Annotated in this window: 22 protein-coding genes; 6 read left to right on the top strand and 16 right to left on the bottom strand. The window is 40.4% G+C overall.

Annotated elements, in window-relative coordinates; translation table 11 throughout:
* Positions 1-5: 5 nt before the first annotated feature.
* Both I6G42_RS00110 and blpC read left to right on the top strand, forming a co-directional pair.
* Entirely contained in the window at positions 6-1,367 is a 1,362-nt protein-coding gene (locus I6G42_RS00110) for a bacteriocin secretion accessory protein (RefSeq protein WP_038804515.1), read from the top strand.
* 56 nt (positions 1,368-1,423) lie between these two features.
* Positions 1,424-1,579, top strand: a complete 156-nt coding sequence (blpC, locus tag I6G42_RS00115) for a quorum-sensing system pheromone BlpC (RefSeq protein WP_038804516.1) — start codon at positions 1,424-1,426, stop codon at positions 1,577-1,579.
* A gap of 42 nt (positions 1,580-1,621) precedes the next feature.
* Here the strand turns inward: blpC and I6G42_RS00120 are convergent, their stop codons facing one another.
* Genes I6G42_RS00120 through I6G42_RS00130 form a run of 3 tightly spaced genes read right to left on the bottom strand, consistent with a single transcriptional unit; the run spans position 1,622 to position 4,056 of the window.
* Positions 1,622-2,962, bottom strand: coding sequence for a sensor histidine kinase (locus I6G42_RS00120; protein WP_038804518.1), 1,341 nt, complete (start codon positions 2,960-2,962; stop codon positions 1,622-1,624).
* A gap of 13 nt (positions 2,963-2,975) precedes the next feature.
* On the bottom strand, positions 2,976-3,713 hold the full coding sequence (locus I6G42_RS00125) for a response regulator transcription factor (protein ID WP_038804519.1): 738 nt from the start codon (positions 3,711-3,713) through the stop codon (positions 2,976-2,978).
* A gap of 4 nt (positions 3,714-3,717) precedes the next feature.
* Positions 3,718-4,056, bottom strand: coding sequence for a LytTR family DNA-binding domain-containing protein (locus I6G42_RS00130; RefSeq protein WP_038804520.1), 339 nt, complete (start codon positions 4,054-4,056; stop codon positions 3,718-3,720).
* A gap of 278 nt (positions 4,057-4,334) precedes the next feature.
* On the opposite strand from I6G42_RS00130, the gene I6G42_RS00135 reads away from it, so the two are divergent.
* Positions 4,335-4,664: a hypothetical protein gene (locus I6G42_RS00135; protein WP_038804521.1), complete on the top strand. Its 330-nt coding sequence runs from the start codon at positions 4,335-4,337 to the stop codon at positions 4,662-4,664.
* Between the two features lie 164 nt (positions 4,665-4,828).
* Here the strand turns inward: I6G42_RS00135 and I6G42_RS00140 are convergent, their stop codons facing one another.
* Together I6G42_RS00140 and I6G42_RS00145 are read right to left on the bottom strand one after the other, a co-directional pair.
* Positions 4,829-5,878: an ABC transporter permease gene (locus I6G42_RS00140; protein ID WP_038804522.1), complete on the bottom strand. Its 1,050-nt coding sequence runs from the start codon at positions 5,876-5,878 to the stop codon at positions 4,829-4,831.
* Positions 5,875-6,606, bottom strand: a complete 732-nt coding sequence (locus I6G42_RS00145) for an ABC transporter ATP-binding protein (protein ID WP_038804523.1) — start codon at positions 6,604-6,606, stop codon at positions 5,875-5,877. Before I6G42_RS00145 ends, I6G42_RS00140 begins: the two co-directional genes overlap by 4 nt.
* Before the next feature lie 67 nt (positions 6,607-6,673).
* Between I6G42_RS00145 and I6G42_RS00150 the strand changes: the two genes are divergently transcribed.
* The 3 genes from I6G42_RS00150 to I6G42_RS00160 all read left to right on the top strand — a co-directional run bounded on the left by I6G42_RS00150 (position 6,674) and on the right by I6G42_RS00160 (position 8,095).
* Positions 6,674-7,084 (top strand): HIT family protein, encoded by a 411-nt coding sequence (locus I6G42_RS00150; protein ID WP_038804524.1) that lies wholly within the window; start codon positions 6,674-6,676, stop codon positions 7,082-7,084.
* 9 nt (positions 7,085-7,093) lie between these two features.
* Positions 7,094-7,372, top strand: coding sequence for a hypothetical protein (locus I6G42_RS00155; RefSeq protein ID WP_000777742.1), 279 nt, complete (start codon positions 7,094-7,096; stop codon positions 7,370-7,372).
* A 63-nt stretch (positions 7,373-7,435) separates the two neighbouring features.
* On the top strand, positions 7,436-8,095 hold the full coding sequence (locus I6G42_RS00160; RefSeq protein ID WP_038804526.1) for a hypothetical protein: 660 nt from the start codon (positions 7,436-7,438) through the stop codon (positions 8,093-8,095).
* A 78-nt stretch (positions 8,096-8,173) separates the two neighbouring features.
* On the opposite strand, the gene dnaJ is transcribed toward I6G42_RS00160, so the two are convergent.
* The 11 genes from dnaJ to I6G42_RS00215 all read right to left on the bottom strand — a co-directional run bounded on the left by dnaJ (position 8,174) and on the right by I6G42_RS00215 (position 18,859).
* The gene (dnaJ, locus tag I6G42_RS00165) at positions 8,174-9,310 is read right to left on the bottom strand and encodes a molecular chaperone DnaJ (RefSeq protein WP_001066316.1); all 1,137 of its coding nucleotides are present in this window, start codon (positions 9,308-9,310) and stop codon (positions 8,174-8,176) included.
* Between the two features lie 373 nt (positions 9,311-9,683).
* Entirely contained in the window at positions 9,684-11,507 is a 1,824-nt protein-coding gene (gene dnaK, locus I6G42_RS00170; protein ID WP_038804527.1) for a molecular chaperone DnaK, read from the bottom strand.
* A 367-nt stretch (positions 11,508-11,874) separates the two neighbouring features.
* On the bottom strand, positions 11,875-12,390 hold the full coding sequence (gene grpE / locus I6G42_RS00175; RefSeq protein WP_038804528.1) for a nucleotide exchange factor GrpE: 516 nt from the start codon (positions 12,388-12,390) through the stop codon (positions 11,875-11,877).
* 38 nt (positions 12,391-12,428) lie between these two features.
* Complete coding sequence (gene hrcA, locus I6G42_RS00180) at positions 12,429-13,463, bottom strand: heat-inducible transcriptional repressor HrcA (protein WP_038804529.1); 1,035 nt, start codon at positions 13,461-13,463, stop codon at positions 12,429-12,431.
* A 160-nt stretch (positions 13,464-13,623) separates the two neighbouring features.
* Positions 13,624-14,136, bottom strand: coding sequence for a DUF2812 domain-containing protein (locus I6G42_RS00185; RefSeq protein WP_038804530.1), 513 nt, complete (start codon positions 14,134-14,136; stop codon positions 13,624-13,626).
* Between the two features lie 34 nt (positions 14,137-14,170).
* The gene (locus I6G42_RS00190; RefSeq protein WP_038804531.1) at positions 14,171-14,746 is read right to left on the bottom strand and encodes a DUF2812 domain-containing protein; all 576 of its coding nucleotides are present in this window, start codon (positions 14,744-14,746) and stop codon (positions 14,171-14,173) included.
* Positions 14,746-15,066 (bottom strand): PadR family transcriptional regulator, encoded by a 321-nt coding sequence (locus tag I6G42_RS00195; RefSeq protein ID WP_000423979.1) that lies wholly within the window; start codon positions 15,064-15,066, stop codon positions 14,746-14,748. The genes I6G42_RS00190 and I6G42_RS00195 overlap by 1 nt, the downstream gene beginning before the upstream one ends.
* Before the next feature lie 114 nt (positions 15,067-15,180).
* On the bottom strand, positions 15,181-16,527 hold the full coding sequence (gene glnA / locus I6G42_RS00200) for a type I glutamate--ammonia ligase (protein WP_001122884.1): 1,347 nt from the start codon (positions 16,525-16,527) through the stop codon (positions 15,181-15,183).
* A gap of 36 nt (positions 16,528-16,563) precedes the next feature.
* Positions 16,564-16,920: a transcriptional repressor GlnR gene (glnR, locus tag I6G42_RS00205; protein ID WP_000664333.1), complete on the bottom strand. Its 357-nt coding sequence runs from the start codon at positions 16,918-16,920 to the stop codon at positions 16,564-16,566.
* 76 nt (positions 16,921-16,996) lie between these two features.
* Positions 16,997-17,524, bottom strand: coding sequence for an FUSC family protein (locus tag I6G42_RS00210; protein WP_038804532.1), 528 nt, complete (start codon positions 17,522-17,524; stop codon positions 16,997-16,999).
* Positions 17,525-17,659: 135 nt separating this feature from the next.
* Positions 17,660-18,859, bottom strand: a complete 1,200-nt coding sequence (locus I6G42_RS00215) for a phosphoglycerate kinase (RefSeq protein ID WP_038804533.1) — start codon at positions 18,857-18,859, stop codon at positions 17,660-17,662.
* Positions 18,860-18,926: the final 67 nt, after the last annotated feature.

Genomic DNA, 18,926 nt, shown 5'->3' on the forward strand with positions numbered 1-18,926 from the left:
ATGTTATGAATCCTAATCTTTTTAGAAGCGTCGAGTTTTATCAGAGACGTTACCATAATTATGCGACAGTATTGATCATACCACTTTCATTACTGTTTACTTTCATCTTAATTTTCTCCCTTGTTGCCACAAAAGAAATTACCGTTACGTCACAAGGAGAAATTACCCCTACAAGTGTCATTGCATCCATTCAGTCAACTAGTGATAATCCTATCCTAGCTAATCATTTAGTGGCAAATCAAGTAGTTGAAAAAGGTGACTTACTCATCAAATACTCTGAAACAATGGAAGAAAGTCAGAAAACTGCCTTAGAAACTCAGTTACAAAGACTTGAGAAGCAAAAAGAAGGACTTGGAATTTTGAAACAAAGCTTAGAAAAAGCGACTGATCTTTTTTCTGGTGAGGATGAGTTTGGCTACCATAATACCTTTATGAATTTTACTAAACAAGCTCATGATATTGAACTAGGTATCTCAAAGACTAATACTGAGGTTTCAAATCAAGCCAATCTTGCTAATAGCAGTTCATCAGCTATTGAACAAGAAATCACAAAAGTTCAACAACAAATTGGAGAATATCAAGAGCTGAGAGATGCTATCATAAACAAAAGAGCGCGCTTACCGACTGGCAATCCACACCAGTCAATTTTGAATCGTTATCTTGTAGCCTCTCAAGAACAAACACAAGAAACTGCAGATGAGCCATTTTTATCTCAAATCAATCAAAGTATTGCAAATCTTGAATCATCTATCGCAAATCTCAAAATTCAGCAAGCTGGTATCGGAAGTGTAGCAACTTATGATAATAGTTTAGAAACCAAAATTGAAGTACTCCGCACTCAATTTTTACAAACAGCTTCTCAGCAACAACTAGCTGTGGAAAATCAACTAACAGAATTAAAAGTACAACTAGATCAAGCGACACAGCGCTTGGAAAACAATACCTTAACCGCTCCAAGTAAAGGTATCGTTCATCTGAACAGCGAATTTGAAGGTAAAAATAGAATTCCAACTGGTACAGAAATTGCTCAAATATTCCCTATTATAACAGATACAAGAGAAGTACTAATCACTTACTACGTATCATCTGACTATCTCCCCTTACTAGATAAAGGACAAACTGTAAGATTAAAACTTGAGAAGATTGGAAATCACGGCATTACCATCATCGGCCAACTTCAGACAATTGATCAAACTCCTACCAGAACAGAGCAAGGCAATCTCTTTAAATTAACCGCTCTTGCAAAACTATCTAATGAGGATAGTAAACTCATCCAATACGGCTTACAAGGTCGCGTCACTAGTGTAACTGCAAAGAAAACATATTTTGATTATTTCAAAGATAAAATTCTAACCCATTCTGATTAATTTTCAGATAACACTCTAGAACTATTTATTATCTTATCAAAAAGGAGAATCATAACATGGATAAGAAACAAAATCTAACTTCATTTCAAGAACTAACAACTACTGAACTCAACCAGATTACAGGTGGAGGATGGTGGGAAAATTTCTTATATAGCGTTAATAGATATTCTCATAACCTCACACAAGGACTTCATCAGCCAATACAACTATAAAAAAATAAGACCGAGATACAAGAACTCTCGGTCTTATTTTCATCATTCTGTATGCATCATAGTAAGTACCTGACGAAAGACTTGATTTTGACAGATAGTATTGAGACTAGCATTGGGATAACTTTCCACTATCTTCATAACGGTATAAAGACCAACTCCTCTCTCCTCCCCTTTAGAACTAACTCCAAAAGAGAAGATTTCAGAAACATCTATGCCCTCTTCTTTGATGGAGTTTTCAATGATAAAGTTTTCCTTTGCTCCACTTTTTAAAAAGGCGATTGAGACATAAGGTTGACTAGCCTCTACACTGGCTTCAATAGCATTGTCACAAAGGATAGACACAATGGTTAGAAAATCAAGTAGGCTCATACCCTCAACTTGAATCTCCTCAGGAACTTCGACATTAAAGACAATATCCTTTTCTCTGGCTTTTATAAATTTTCCTGCGAGGAGACTTTTGAGGGCACGATCCCGAATATTCACCAATCTACCAAGGTCATATTTGTTGTCCTGCAATTTCTGACTGGAATCCTTCAAGACGGAGTCGTAGATCTCTTTTATCTGCTCCATATCCTCCTCTTCAATGCCTAGGCTTAAGCTGGTCAAGAGGTTGGCATAATCATGACGAAAGCTCCGAACTTCCTTATAAAGCTCCTCTATATGCCGACTATACCGTTCCATATCTCTATAGCGCAGGGCCTGTTCTTGGTTCAGTTTCTCCTGAAGTTTTTCCTTCAAATAGGTATCCAGCTTCTTGATAACCCCCATAAAAAAGAGCAGGTAAAACACTAGGATCAGATGGCGAACAGTCTTTGATTGAATGCTTTGTTCATATTCAAAGAAAGACAGAGTTTCCATAACTAGATAGTAGGTTCCCATTATCCAGTTAATTTTAGTCAGGGATTTTTGAAAATCTTTATCTAGAATCTCCCTTCTCAAGCTAGTGAAATCATAGTCTAACCATTTCAAAAAGGCTAGAGAAATGAAGAAATTGAAAATTATTATACATAACCAAATAAATGAATAATTATCATATACTTGCCCTTGGCCTAAAAACGGAAGAACAAAATAAGAAACACCTCTATAAAAGAGATTCACCAATGTCATTGGAAAGAGACCATAAAAGAAAAGGAGTTTTTTAGGAAGCCCTCTTAACAATAAGAAAGATAACCCTATGCCAAACAAAGGTTCTATAAAATATGACAAATATTCACTCACAGCTAAAAATTGAAAAGTCGCAAAAATGGCCCCTAGGAGAAATTTCAGGAGAAAGGCCTTAAAAATCCTCTCGAAAGTAAGATCAATTCCATCTACCTTAAAGAAAATGACAATTTCTAGCCCATTAGTAATAAGTGTATACAATAATATCCAAGCAATATTCATAAATTCTCCTAGCTCAATGCAAATTATTGATAGCCTCAGAAACTTCCCTAACCTTATAACGCGCGATTAGACAACTTCCACCATTGGGAAAGAAAAGCAGTTTTTCTTTCTTATCCAAATGCACCACATTTGCAGGATTGATGAGAAAAGAACGATGACACTGCAAGAGACGAGGCTCCTGCTTGAGAACCTCCTCTAGGCTCGCCGTAAATTCCAGTCTATCCGTCTTGGTATAGAGAATAACACGATGGGCTCTAGGAGACGTTTCGAGATAGTAAACCTCTTTAAAAGGATACTGGAATTGAGCAAATTTTGATTTAAAGTAAAAGCAATCTTCCGCCAGGCTTTTGCTGTCTTGACTATCGGCATAGAGAAGAGCTGTCTCGATACGAGACTCAAACTCCTCCGCCGACAAGGACTTATCAATGTAGTCCAAAGCAGACACTTGGTAGCGAAAGGACAGGGGCATAAACTCCGAGTGAGTCGTCACAAAGACGATCAGGGCATAAGGATCTCGATCCCGAATCTTTCTTGCCACTTCTAGGCCTTTCATCTCCTCATTTCGAATCTCAATGTCCAAAAAGAATAGCTGATGTGCTCCCTTCTCATGCATCTCTGCCAGAAGTTGGTCTGGCTTGCCAAAGACTTCAAAAGAGCTGGGAATGATATGATGTTCTTTCAAGAGTTTCTCAATCGTCGTTTCAATCCTAGTCTGTTGGGAGAAATCATCTTCTAAAACAAATATTCTCATCTTCTTACTCTCCTTGTTTCAACCATTTTTGGCGAATGTCTCTATAGCGACGTCTGGCATACTTGACAGCATATTGACCTTCTTCTCCAAGAAAAAGGATTCTTTCTTGAAAATCAATCGATTTTAATTTATCAAGATTGACCAAACAATTTCGATGACATCTCATCAAGGTTTCCCCATATTGGTTCTCAAGATTACTTAAATTTTGAACCATATTAAAACTAGCTTCTTCTGTAATAATCTGTACGGTATGGGCTTTAGTTGGATGTGTTTGAATATAGTAGATATCCTTTATGTTTAATTTGAAAATTTCTTTCTCTTTTTGGATGATAATGTAGTTCATGGATAAAACCTCCTAAAAAGAGGATAGCATAAGTCTAGAAACTATTTTTCACCAAATCCTAAACGGTTCTCAAAAATTCCTAAAGTGTCGAATCATTCGCAAAATAGCTATGATAATCTTACAATTATTTTATCATAAAATCCTGCAATTACCATTCAGGAAATTTCAATGACAATTAAAGATTTGAAGGTAAAAAAAGAGTTAAAAGTGATAAGCTATGATTATAGAAAGACAATCACTTGAAACAACTTTAGAACCATCACAAAGGAGGCATTCTCATGACGGTTACAGACCCAATCAAAACAGCTCAGACTTTAATTACTGACTTAAATAAAGCTTACCAAGCATGCAAACAGGTAACAGCTGACGATATCCGCTTTCAGGAGCAATTAAACTCTATTCTTGGTTTTCTAGCGAAGGCTGAGACTGTGGACAATCGATTCTTGATTGAGCTGGAAAAATTTTACCAGACTTCCAGTCTTCTCATGGGCCTCAGTGCTCTCGAACCAGATGCTCCTACTCGCGCCGCTTGGCGGGCCTATGACCGTTTTCACTTTGACCAAGTCAAAACCAAGTTGAGTCTCTACGGTCCAACCATTATCTTGTAATACTCTTCGAAAATCTCTTCAAACCACGTTAGCCTTAAAACTAGGGTTTGAGTAACCTGCGGCTAGCTTTTTGGTTTAATTTTTGATGTTCATTGAATATACGTAAATAAAATAAGTTGAGTGAACTTGTACTCAACTTATTTTTTTATCTAATCTTATAAGTTTTAGTCCTGCATCTGACGTTTCACCTGATAAGGCAAGTACAAGACTTGTAAAACTAAACCAGCACCCAGCAAGGCTAGGAGGGCCTGTTTTTCTTGGAAAGTCACAAGGCCGACGACTAATTCCACTATCAAGACGAAACTGGTCAATCCTCTGACTACAGCCTGCAACCCTCTTTCCTTTTGTCCCTTGTCTAGTGGGAAGAGCTGGGTCAAGTATTGGTAATCAAAGGCGTGATAGAGGGCTAGCAATTGGAAGAGCAAGAGGTAGTTAAATAGAATCACCACTGCCATCGCAATCCAAGCTTGCTCGATAAAGACTAGTGCTAACAAGGATAGGAGCAAAAGGCGGAGACTAAGGGCAAAGAGGTCTCCATTTCGCAGGTAAGAACGGAGATAGAGGTTTTGCCAAATCTTGCTCGGCACTTTCTGAACTGCTTTTAGGATAAAATCCAGATAAGCGCGACGTTTGACACTATTTGAAACGCCCTTGACCTGCGTAAAGAGAGCAAAGAAACGAAGCAAGACTTGCTTGCGCTTGCTTTCTTGGGCAATGACATAGTCCCAGTCAATTCCGTTCCCAGTAAAAAATTTACTAACTTTTTGACGAAAAATCAGGTATTTCCCAGTTCCCAATAAAAGCACATAGATGAGAAAGACTGGCAAACCATAGCCCATGGCTAAAAATAAGGGCGCAAAAAGAAGTAAGCAGAGAGTCTGTACCAATAGCCAAAAGACCAGTGAGCGCACCGTCTGCCCTTTGAGGTGGGACATGATCTCCTCTTCACTGACTAAGAGAAAGAGTTTGTCAGGTACTTCCATGTAGGTCGCGATTCCTCCCCAAGCTAAAAGCAAGGCAGAGACAATCCCCAAAAACAAGAGAATAGGCCAATGATTTTCAGGAAAATCTTGCAAGAGTTGACTGTACTGGTAAGCTAGAAATCCCAGCAGAACAAGCAGGAACAAGACAAAGTGGTCATTGAGAACATAACGCAGATAACCGACACATTCCTTACGAAAAGCCTGCTTTCTCTTTAAAAACAAGTCTTTCATAGCTCCTCCTCTTTGGTCAGAGCCAGGTAAATGTCATTCAAACTAGCTTCAGGCATGTCAAAGGCTTCACGGAGTTTCTGGAGGTTCCCCTGAGCCCTCACCTCCCCCTTGTGGAGAATAACAAAGGCGTCACACATCTTCTCCGCCGAGTCCAGCACGTGGGTACTCATTAGAATGGACTTGCCTTTTTGCTTTTCCACTTCCAAAAGATGAATCAAGTCAGAGATAGCCAGCGGATCGAGCCCAAGGAAAGGTTCATCTACGATGAAAAGACTCGGATCCACGACAAAAGCACAGATAATCATAACCTTCTGCTTCATTCCTTTTGAGAAATGGACAGGAAACCAGTCTAATTTTTGATCCAGACGAAACATCTTTAACAAAGGTTCTACACGCTCAAAAGCCACTTTCTGATCGATACCATAAGCCATAGCAACCGTCTCGATATGCTCTCTGAGGGTCAGTTCTTCATACAAGCTAGGCGTTTCTGGGATGTAGCCAATCTGCTTGCGGTAGTTGGTTGCATCTTCTCGCAGGGTTAGGCCATTAATCTTGATTTCCCCACTGTAAGGCGTCAAAAGACCGATAATCTCATTGATAGTCGTTGATTTCCCAGCACCATTGAGACCAATCAAACCAACCAACTGCCCACTTTCAACTGTAAAGGACACATCTTTCAAGACAGGAACGTGAACATAGCCTCCTGTCAGGTTTTTAATTTCTAACATATTTTCTCCGAATCTGGTATAATGTAGCTATATTATATCAAAATTCAATACAGTAGAGGTGGATTTTATGTCAGATTGCATTTTTTGTAAAATCATCGCAGGGGAGATTCCTGCTTCAAAAGTATACGAGGATGAGCAGGTTCTTGCCTTTCTTGATATCTCTCAAGTAACGCCTGGACACACCCTCATTGTACCAAAAGAACACTATCGCAATCTTTTGGAGATGGATGCAGCAAGTGCCAGCCAACTCTTTGCCCAAGTGCCACTAGTAGCTCAAAAAGTTATGAAAGCTACCAAAGCTGCTGGTATGAATATCATCGCCAACTGCGAGGAAGTCGCGGGTCAAACGGTCTTTCATACACACGTGCACCTCGTACCTCGCTACAGTGCAGAAGATGACCTTAAGATTGACTTTATCGCCCACGAACCAGACTTTGACAAACTCGCCCAAGTCGCTGAAACCATTAAAAATGCTTAAGGAGTTGCCATGAAACTATCCAATCTATTGCTATTTGCAGGAGCTGCAGCTGGAAGTTATTTTGTCGTGAAAAATCGCCAAGCCATTCAGGATGAAGTGCTAGATACAACTGACCGCGTCGAAGCTATCAAAGATGATTTGGATATCATCCAAAACAGCCTACAAATCATCGACCAACAAAAATCCCTTATCAAGGAATACCAAAAAGATTTAACCTATAAATTCAAAGTCTTGGAAAAGGATTTTCAAACTAGAATGGCGGTCCTCCAAGAAGAAAAACAAGAATAAGAGAGCCTCCAAGTTTCCTTAAATCCTTTTTGGGTTACTAGATTCGAACAGAAAAGGGAGGGAATGAAAGTGAAACAGTTTTTAAAAGTTCTAGCGAAGGTCATCGCGATCCCTTGTGGCTGTCTCTGCCTTCTGACGGCTCTAGCATTTCTACTACTGATGAATCTTTTCAAGGCCTCACCGAGTGACATCCAAAAAGGAAATGAATCCTTAAAACAAATATTTATCTCTCTTGACATGCCTCCTGAGAAAGTAGAATCAAATGGAAGGTATCAATTCGAGGGTGGAGGCTTAAATTTCTATGTTACTTTCTCAGATGAGGTTATCAATAGTCACCCCGTCCTAAAAGAAAGTCCAAAACTCACCAAAAACCGACTGGAAGTCTATGTCCTACAGGCAGGGGATATTTCATACTATAAGGTAGGAGACAACTTGTTCAATCATGGTTTAATACAATTTTTAGAAAAGGAAAGTGAGAAGTATTTCCAAGAAAAAGGAAAGAAATCAAATTCTTCTTACACAATTCTAAATTGGAAAGATCAGGAAAATCTTAAAAAGGGAATTGCATTCTATGAAAAAGCTTTGACCTTAGTGGATATTCAAGATAACTCGGCAATCAAACACATTGATACTATTACTATTAAGCCTGGCAAAGAAGCGGAAATCAAGCAACTCATCCAAGAGATGGATGAGGCTGGCTTGCTCACTCAAAAGTATAGATAGTAGACTAACTGGAAAATGATTTTTCGATACTAAATTTCCCAAAATTATACAAAAAAGAGCCTTGAGGCTCTTTTTACTTTATTCTCCTTCAAAGGCATCTTTTATATGGTCAAAGAAGCCTTTTTTCTTTGGATTGACTTTCAAGTCACCTGCAGCTGCGAATTCTTTAAGCGCTGCTTTTTGGCGATCATTCAAGCCTGTCGGAGTCACGACATTAACAGTGACGTATTGGTCACCAACAGCACCACCACGAAGGCTCGGTGCTCCCTTGCCCCGTAGGCGGAATTTCTTACCAGTCTGAGTTCCCTCCGGAATAACCAATTCAACATCTCCATGCACGGTTGGAATTTCCACAGTATCACCAAGAGCTGCTTGGACAAAGTTGAGGTTCAGATTGTAGAAAATAGTCGTTCCTTCACGTTCAAACTTATCACTAGCTTCCACAGAAACCACTACATACAAGTCTCCGTAAGGTCCACCGTTAAAGCCAGCTTCACCTTGACCAGCTAGGCGGATTTGTTGGCCTGTTTCCACACCAGCAGGGATTTTCACATGTACACTATGAGCTTGTTTTTCATGACCTGTACCGTGACAAGTTGTACATGGGTCTTTGATTTCTTTTCCACGACCATGACAGACATCACAGGTTACTTGGCGACGCATCATACCAAGAGGAGTCTGCGTATCGACGTTAATGACACCAGCGCCATGACAGCGTCCACAAGTGACTGGACTTGTCCCTGGTTTAGCACCAGATCCGTTACATGTACGACAGCTTGCTTCACGATTGTATTTGACTTCTTTTTCCGTTCCGAAGATAGCCTCTTCAAAGGTCAAGTTCACACGATACTGGAGGTCATCCCCTTGACGAGGAGCGTTTGGATTGCGCGAAGCTCCGCCTCCTCCGAAAAAACTTGAGAAGATATCTTCAAAACCACCGAAGCCACCTGCTCCGTCAAAGCCACCGAAACCACCAGCACCACCAAAGCCACCGTTGGCACCTGCAGCACCATATTGGTCGTAGGCTGCACGTTTTTGGTCGTCACTCAAAGTCTCATAGGCTTCTTGAACTTCCTTGTACTTTTCCTCAGCACCAGGCTCCTTGTTGATATCTGGGTGATATTTTTTGGAAAGCTTACGATAAGCCTTTTTGATCTCGTCTGCCGAAGCGTTTTTTGACACCCCCAGACGATCATAAAATTCAGTATTGTTCATACAAGATACCAAGACCGTAAAATTCGACTGAAAAATAGGAAATCTGACGCTGGAGCGATGCTCCTAGGCAGATTTATCTTTTTTCCGAGAATTTAGGTCGGGTTCAATTCCTTTCTTTTATATTGATGAGACAAGACCCAAACAAATCAGGTTCAGTCCCTTTTTACCGAAAAACAGAGGCTGGGTTGCAACCTCTGGATTTCTTCTTATCATTACGACGTGAGATTTTCGAAACGATACTTTTTGAAAAATTTTTAACGCGGTAGCTGATAGGATTTTAGGTTCGTCTTTCAGACTCCCAAAAATCCTAATCATCCTCGTGGGGGTTCGACTACGAACTAAAAACTTTCAATTTTTAGTTCTGTCTCACCGCCTATTTTTCCGTAAACTCTCCGTCTACGACGTCATCGCCTGCGTTTCCTGTTGTTTGTGCGCCTTCTGCTCCTGCTTGAGCTTGTTGAGCTGCTGCGGCTTGTTCGTAGAGTTTAACAGCAAGGCCTTGAGCTTTTTCGTTCAAAGCTTCGAGTTTCGCTTTCATTTCGTCCAAGTTGTTGTCTTCTTGGGCTTTCTTAAGCTCATCAAGGGCAGCTTGGGCAGCGTCGCGTTCTGCGTCGAAGCCTTTGCCTTCAGTTTCCTTGATGGTCTTTTCAGTCGCAAAGATAGCTTGGTCTACTTCGTTACGAAGATCTACTTCTTCCTTACGTTTCTTATCTGCTTCAGCGTTTGCTTCTGCATCTTTCATCATGCGGTCGATTTCTTCGTCTGTCAAACCTGAGTTTGATTGGATAACAATTGTTTGTTCTTTTTGAGTTCCAAGATCTTTAGCCTTAACAGACACGATACCGTTCTTATCGATATCAAATGTTACTTCGATTTGTGGGATACCACGAGGTGCAGCTGGGATATCAGTCAATTGGAAACGTCCAAGAGTCTTGTTATCTGCTGCCATTGGGCGTTCACCTTGAAGAACGTGGATATCAACGGCTGGTTGGTTGTCTGCTGCTGTTGAGAAGACTTGTGACTTAGATGTTGGAATAGTAGTGTTGCGATCGATAAGTTTTGTAAATACTCCACCCATTGTTTCGATACCGAGTGATAATGGCGTTACGTCAAGAAGGACAACGTCTTTAACATCACCAGTGATCACACCACCTTGGATGGCAGCACCCATGGCAACAACTTCGTCAGGGTTTACTGATTTGTTTGGTTCTTTACCAGTTTCAGCCTTAACAGCTTCTACAACGGCTGGGATACGAGTTGAACCACCAACAAGGATGACTTCATCGATTTCTGACAAGCTCAAACCTGCATCTGAAAGGGCTTGACGAACTGGAACTTTTGTACGTTCAACAAGATCACGAGTCAAATCGTCAAATTTCGCACGAGTCAAAGTCATTTCCAAGTGAAGAGGTCCAGTTTCACCAGCAGTGATGAATGGCAAGCTGATTTGTGTTGAAGTTACACCAGAAAGGTCTTTCTTAGCTTTTTCAGCCGCATCTTTCAAACGTTGCATTGCCATCTTGTCAGTAGACAAGTCAATACCGTTTTCTTTCTTGAATTCTGTTACCAAGTGGTCGATGATTTTTTGGTCAAAGTCGTCACCACCAAGTTTGTTGTCCCCTGCAGTTGACAATACATCGAAAACACCGTCACCCAATTCAAGGATAGATACGTCGAATGTACCACCACCAAGGTCGAATACCAAGATTTTTTCTTCTTTGTCAGTCTTGTCCAAACCGTAAGCAAGAGCTGCTGCAGTTGGTTCGTTGACGATACGTTCTACTTCAAGACCAGCGATTTTACCAGCGTCTTTAGTTGCTTGACGTTGAGCATCGTTGAAGTAAGCTGGAACTGTGATAACTGCTTTAGTTACTTTTTCACCAAGGTAATCTTCAGCGTAGCCTTTCAAGTATTGAAGGATCATAGCTGAGATTTCTTGTGGAGTGTATTCTTTTCCATTTGCAGAAACTTTTTCAGAAGTTCCCATCTTAGACTTGATAGAGATAACTGTATCTGGGTTTGTGACTGCTTGACGTTTCGCAGCGTCACCAACGATGATTTCACCGTTTTTGAATGATACTACAGATGGAGTTGTGCGGTTTCCTTCTGGGTTTGCGATGATTTTGCTTTCAGTTCCTTCAAGAACTGCAACTGCTGAGTTTGTTGTACCTAAGTCAATACCGATAATTTTAGACATGTGTTTTTCTCCTTAAATTTTATATTCTTTCTTTTTGATACTCTTCTTAGGTGGCGGCGCCGTCAGAGCTTGACTTCGTCAATCTCTTTGACTAAACTTTGAGCCTAAGGTCTCAAAGTTTGCGCAAATAGCGCCACGGCGAAGAGTATCATCTTTTGTTCACTTCGCTCACTATTGCAAAGCTGAACTACTTTCTTATCTTTCTTCATAGTTTATTGTCGTTTCGGACAAGATTTCAATGTATTTATGGTGCGACACGAGAAGTCGAAATCGATTTTATTTCGACGACGAGTTAGTAAGGAGGCTAGGCAAACGCCATAGCGATTGCCGTTTTCTGACGAGTTGCTTCAGCAACCGTCAGAATTGCCTAGTTATACACCACCACCATAGCTGGGCGTAGGATGCGGTCATGGAGTTTGTAGCCTTTTTGGAAGACTTGGGCGATGGTATCTGCTGGGTGTTCGTCGTCTGCTGGGAGAGTTTGGATGGCCATATGGTAATTATGGTCAAACTCTCCGTCCGCTGCGATTTCTTCGATTCCCTCTTCTTTCAAAGCGTGAATCAAGCTTTCTTGCACCATTTCCAAGCCCTTCTTCACATCATCTGTCAAACCTTCAACTGCTAGTGCACGTTCTAGGTTGTCGAGCGATGGTAAGATTGCTTTTGCCAAGTCTTGACTACGATAGCGTTGCAAGTTTTGACGCTCTTCATTGGCACGACGTTGAATATTTTGCATTTCTGCATGAGCACGAAGGTATTTATTTTCAAACTCATCCGCGCGTTCATTTGCCAAGTCTAATTCCGACTTTTCAGGAGTTGTTTCTTCAGCTGTTTCCACAACTTCCTCTTCTTTTACTTCTTCGTTTTTTATTTCCTCAGACATTTTTCGCCTCCTTTTTAGGAATTTATGTAATTTCATATTCAACCCACCTCATAATGATTACTACTCAAATAGCGATAGAAATCTGTGAGTTTCATAGTTAGTACTCGATTGACAACATTGAGTTGATTGACCAATTGCTGGTAATCCAGATTAACCGGACCGATAATGGCAAGAATTCCAAATCCTCGATAAGGAATGAGGAACTTACTGCTAATCACTGCTAGATCAGCTAGACAGGATTCTTGACTGTCCGCAACACGGACGCTTTGCATCTGATCTTCATGCAGACCCTCACGAATCTCCAGAGCCACTTTCTGTGGTTGGTCAAAGAACTGATAGGATGCGAGATTGGCAAAATTCAAGAGATTGACCTTGCCCGACACTACAATATTTTCATTGAACATTTCTTTAAAGATGTGTTCAAAGAGATCCATGACATTGTCCGTTGTTGTGAAGTAACGCTGGATAATCTGCGGAATCTCCGTCCGAATCTTGTAGTGAATATCTAGAACGGTGTGACCTAGGAAACGTTCCTGAATGATTGCCTTAAGCTTCAGCAAATCCTCCTGCAAGAAGTTTCTTGGGATCAAAAACTGACTGGTAACCGTTCGCGACTCGTCTAGGGTAAATACTGCCAAGGCTGTATGTTGTCCCAAAACAACGATATCAAAGGCTGTCAACCGTTGCCTGCTCGGCTCAACATCTAGCGCTACAACTGTGCAGCCACTCAATTCTGTCAAGACATTAGCAGCCTCTTGTAGAATATCCTCTAGCTTGAAAAATTCCTGATCAAAGGCTTTGACAATCTCATAGACCTCATTTTCAGCCAGCCGGTCAAAATCCAATGAGTGTTTCACATAGTACTGAAAACCAGCAACACTTGGCATCCGGCCACTGGAAGTATGCGCCTTTTCAAGCAAACCTTGCTTTTCTAGAGCCGCCATGTCATTACGAATGGTTGCACTGCTAGAGTTAATAGACTCTTGCAAGGCTTTGGATCCGACAGGTTCGTGCGTTTTGGTAAAGATGTCAATAATCATATTTAAAATGTCCTGCTGACGCTCTGTAACCATCTCATCACTCCTCTCTGTCTGATCGATTAGCACTCTATGCACCCAAGTGCTAACTCATGATTCTATTATACACCCTTGAAAGAGAATGTCAAGACAAAAACTCAAAAAATTAGCACTCTTTTATTAAGAGTGCTAAAAATCAGTCTGAGGACCTAGAATCTCACTTTTCATCCACTTGGTATTTCCTTTTAAGTCTGAAAAAACCATAGATTAGATAAGAAATCAGAAAAGCATATAACAAGAAAATAATAAAGAAAGACATAGAAAGTTCTTCTTTAAATAAACTCATACAAACAACAAAACCACCTGAGAAAGCAGCTGTACAGGAACGAAGTCTAGAACACATTACCTCCCATCTGAGACCATTAGTCATATAGACTTGATCCTCTGGAAGTATATCTGAAGATGATTTACGAAGAATCAAACAAGAACCTGTTTCTATCAATTCCCAACCTCTATTTATAAATTCTTGCAGTTCATGCTTATGCTTTCTAAGAAATCTAGAATCATAGATACGATAGATGACATCGTCCGATTGACATTGCTCAAAATAGAAAAAACCAAAACGACTAGTTCTATATCTCCAGCCTTTCAAGTGCATCTCATGTAAATAATCTTCTTCCTTGTCCAAATCAACAACGGTGAAAATCCGAAATTGTACTTTGCTATTCATTGCCTGACCTCCAAATCAGAAAACAAGTATTGTTTCAGCTATCAGATAATTCTTTCCACTTTTGGAACAATTTCCAAAAAATATAAAAAATCTGAATCGTAAAAACTATCAATAAAACACAATCCATAATAACAATCAAAAACATTACCCAACTGAAAGAACTACCTCCACTGAGAAACTTTGAGAAAACCGGTAGTAGAGCTGAAAAAAGAATCAAAATAGGTAGCATCCGCATTATTAAAATCCGTTTGACCATGGCTAACTTCCCAGTAGCGTCATTATAGATTTCAAACTCGGCATCCAACTCAATTCCAGAACGAAGCTTTCTAAAGTAGGAAAAGCCATTAAAGTCTGTAATATGCTCCCAGCCACAGTCTTTAAATAGTTGTAAATAGGAGGCTCTCTCAGATTTTTTCATGGGATAAAAGTCCAACTGATAAGACACCTGCTCCGGTTGGCACTTTTCAAAAGTGTACTTAACTGCAACTACTAAGTTAGAGTAGCTTACTTCCTTAAGCCTCCAGCCCTTAGCATGCATTTCCGCAAGGTATAAAGCCTCTCTATCATAATCCGCAATGGTAGTAATTCTATAAACAACCTTCTTTTCCATCATCCTTCCTCCCGACTGTTTCTGTAGAGTCGTTCAATACGTTTCAATTCAATATCTAAGACTTTTCGTCCCAAATCTGTTATTTGATAGATTTTCCGTTTCTCCTCTTCTCGGACAAAGGAAATCAAGCCATCCTTTTCCATCTTTGACAAGGTCCCATACATGGTCCCTGGACTAATCGAAACTTGCGAATCTGTCATCTCCTTGACCTTTTGTGTAATACCATATCCATGGTTCTCCTTCTGTAGACAAAACAAGATATAAAAACCCGTTTCAGTCATGGGAAGGTAAACACGCCTGATCTTATCTGTTAATTCCATTTAATCACACCTTCTATTTAGTTCGATATATCGCATCTCGTTATATAAAATATATCACAGTTCGATATAAAATGCAAGAAAAAAAGACCGCCCTCAGGCAATCTTTCTTCTATATTAGTAAAGGTCTAGATAGTTATCAACTTCCCATTGTGACACAAAGGTTGCGTAGCTAGCCCACTCGATACGTTTAGCCTCAAGGAAACTAGTGTAGATGTGGTCACCTAGGGCAGCCTTGACCACTTCATCTTCTGTCAAAGCTTTCAAGGCGTTGTGAAGAGTTGATGGAAGGTCTGTGATTCCAGCTTCCTTACGCTCTTCTGCTGTCATGATGTAGATATTTTCTTCAATCGGAGCTGGTGCTTCGATTTTGTTTTCAATACCATGCAAACCAACTTCCAAAAGAACCGCCATAGCGATGTATGGGTTTGCCATCGGATCCACTGAACGCAACTCAAGACGAGTTCCCATACCACGTGAAGCAGGCACGCGCACAAGTGGCGAACGGTTACGACCGGCCCAAGCAATGTAAACAGGCGCTTCATAACCTGGAACCAAACGTTTGTATGAGTTAACTGTTGGGTTCATGATGGCAGTATAGTTGTAGGCATGCTTGATCAAACCACCAAGGAAATGATAGGCCGTTTCAGATAACTGCATTCCTTTGGGATCATTTGGATCAAAGAAGGCATTATTTCCTTCTGCATCAAACAAAGACATATTGCAGTGCATACCTGATCCGGCAATACCAAATTTTGGTTTCGCCATAAAGGTTGCGTAAAGACCATGTTTGCGAGCGATGGTTTTAACAACAAGTTTAAAGATTTGAATCTTGTCACAGGCACGGAGGACTTCATCATATTTGAAGTCAATTTCATGTTGTCCAACCGCAACCTCATGGTGACTTGCTTCTACTTCAAATCCCATTTTGGTCAAGACATTCACGATTTCACGACGCGTATTGTCTGCAAGGTCAGTAGGGGCCAAATCAAAGTATCCACCCTTGTCATTTACCTCAAGAGTCGGATCACCATTTTCATCCAGTTTAAATAGGAAGAATTCTGGTTCTGGTCCAAGGTTGAAGGATTTAAATCCTACTTCCTCCATATGACGAAGTGCACGCTTCAAATTACCACGAGGGTCACCTGCAAATGGCTCACCCTCTGTTGTATAGACATCACAGATCAAACCTGCAACACTTCCATTTTCATCTCCCCAAGGGAAGACTGTCCATGTGTCCAAGTCTGGATACAAGTACATATCTGATTCATTGATACGTACAAAACCTTCAATAGAAGATCCATCAAACATGGCTTTGTTTGACAAGACCTTATCTAACTGTTCATCTGTAGCAGGAATTTCGACGTTTTTCATGGTTCCCAGAATATCTGAAAACATGAGACGGATAAAGGTAACATTTTTTTCCTTGACTTCACGACGAATATCTGCAGCTGTGATTGGCATGGGTTTTCTCCTTAATATATGACTACTTGCGGTTGCCTAACCGCGACCAAAGGGTGACCGTACTGAAGCAAAGCGCCCCTGCTGGAGGAGTTCATTGTGAAGTGCACGACGCACTTCCGTCTGACTCACGGCTTTTTTGGACTTCGCCTCGCGTTCAGCATATTTTTTCTTAATCGCAGCAATATTATGACCTTCAGAGATATAATCTTTGATTTCAAGTAGACGATCCATATCATTCAAAGAATACATGCGACGGTTCCCTTCGTTTCGATCAGGCTTTATCAACTCTTGATCTTCATAATAACGAATCTGACGCGCCGAGAGATCGGTCAATTTCATAACACTGCCGATAGGAAAAACAGCCATATTTCGGCGAAATTCTCTTTCCTTCATTTACAATTTCCTTCTTCCTGTCTATTATAGTCTAAAAAAAGACATACGTCAACGAATAATGTCACAAAATGTAACATTATTTTCTTTTTTTCTCCCAAAAGAGTTTCAGTTGCTCAATATCATAATTTACAAGGATTGCGACAAAAACTCCCATAAATGTTTCAAATACACGCGCAAACACGTACAAAAATGTTTCTCCGCTCGGTATTGATAAGGTAATGATCAACATAGCTGCTACACCACCAATAACTCCTGCCTTGTTGTTCATAGCAACATTTGTCATAATGGTTAACATGGTGCAAATTGGCACAATCAGCAAGGTTACCCAAAAAGCTTCTTGAAATAAGGTATTTAAGAGGAAAAAGACAAGAGCATAAAAACCTCCGATGCTATTTCCTAAGATACGCGAAGTTCCAAAATGGACGCTCTTATCAAAACTTTCTCGTAGACTGAAGACCGCTGTCAAAGCCCCGATTTGCAGTCCCTTCCAGCCAAAAAAACCAAAGATTAAGAGAACTAGAAAAACAGCAATTCCGGTTTTAAAGGTTCGTAGACCAAGCTTGAACTGTGACTTATCAAATTTATATTTTTTAAAATAACTCATAATCTCAACTTTCTATTTCCATTTTATCATAATTTAGTTGATTTTATGAGCCAAAATCAATCGGAAGCGTTTTTAATTTAGACTATAAAAAAGAGGAAACAGAGTTCCTCTTTTCATCGTTTCATTTAAGAAAACTTATTTTTCTGTAAGCGCAGCCAATCCTGGAAGAACTTTACCTTCAAGAAGTTCCATTGACGCTCCACCACCTGTAGAGATCCATGAGAACTTGTCTGCGCGACCAAGGTTGATAGCTGCGGCAGCTGAGTCACCACCACCGATGATTGATTTCACGCCTGGTTGTTTCACGATAGCGTCCATCACACCGATTGTACCAGCTTGGAAGTCAGGGTTTTCAAACACACCCATAGGTCCGTTCCATACAACTGTTTTGGCACCCGTCAAGGCTTCGTCAAACTTAGCGATAGATTTAGGACCGATGTCCAAACCAAGGAAGCCTGGATCTACTGCTTCACCTTCAGTATCACGTACTTCAGTGTAGTCAGCAAATGCGTTTGCTTCTTTTGAGTCAACTGGCAAGATCAATTTGCCGTTTGCTTTTTCAAGAAGAGCTTTAGCGACATCCAATTTGTCTTCTTCTACAAGTGAGTTACCGATTTCGATACCTTGAGCTTTGTAGAATGTGTAAGTCATCCCACCACCGATAAGAACTTTATCAGCTTTTTCAAGCAAGTTTTCGATAACACCGATCTTGTCTGAAACTTTTGAACCACCAAGGATAGCCACGAATGGACGTTCTGGAGCTTCAACTGCTTCTTGGATGTAGGCAATTTCATTTTCAAGAAGGAATCCAGCAACTGCTTTTTCAACGTTTGCTGAGATACCAACGTTAGATGCGTGTGCACGGTGAGCTGTACCGAATGCATCGTTTACGAAGATGCCATCTCCAAGTGATGCCCAGTATTTACCAAGTTCAGGATCATTTTTAGATTCTTTCTTGCCATCAACATCTTCGAAACGAGTGTTTTCAACCAAGAGAACTTGTCCATCTTCAAGAGCGTTAACAGCGGCTTCCAATTCAGCACCACGTGTAACACCTGGGATAAATTTAACTTCTTGTCCCAATTTAGCAGCCAAGTCAGCAGCTACAGGAGCAAGTGATTTACCTTCTTTGTCTGCTTCTTCTTTTACACGTCCAAGGTGAGAGAAGAGGATTGCACGTCCACCTTGTTCAAGGATGTACTTGATAGTTGGAAGAGCTGCAGTGATACGGTTGTCATTGGTAATCACGCCATCTTTAACAGGTACGTTGAAGTCAACACGAACGAGAACTTTTTTCCCTTTCAAGTCAACGTCTTTAACAGTCAATTTTGCCATTAGATATGACTCCTTCTTTTTTTATACGTGTTAATTATATCACAAAATCAACAAAAGAGATAGCAAA

Origin of the sequence: Streptococcus oralis (assembly GCF_016028255.1) — a bacterium.
Lineage (GTDB): Bacteria > Bacillota > Bacilli > Lactobacillales > Streptococcaceae > Streptococcus > Streptococcus oralis_AC.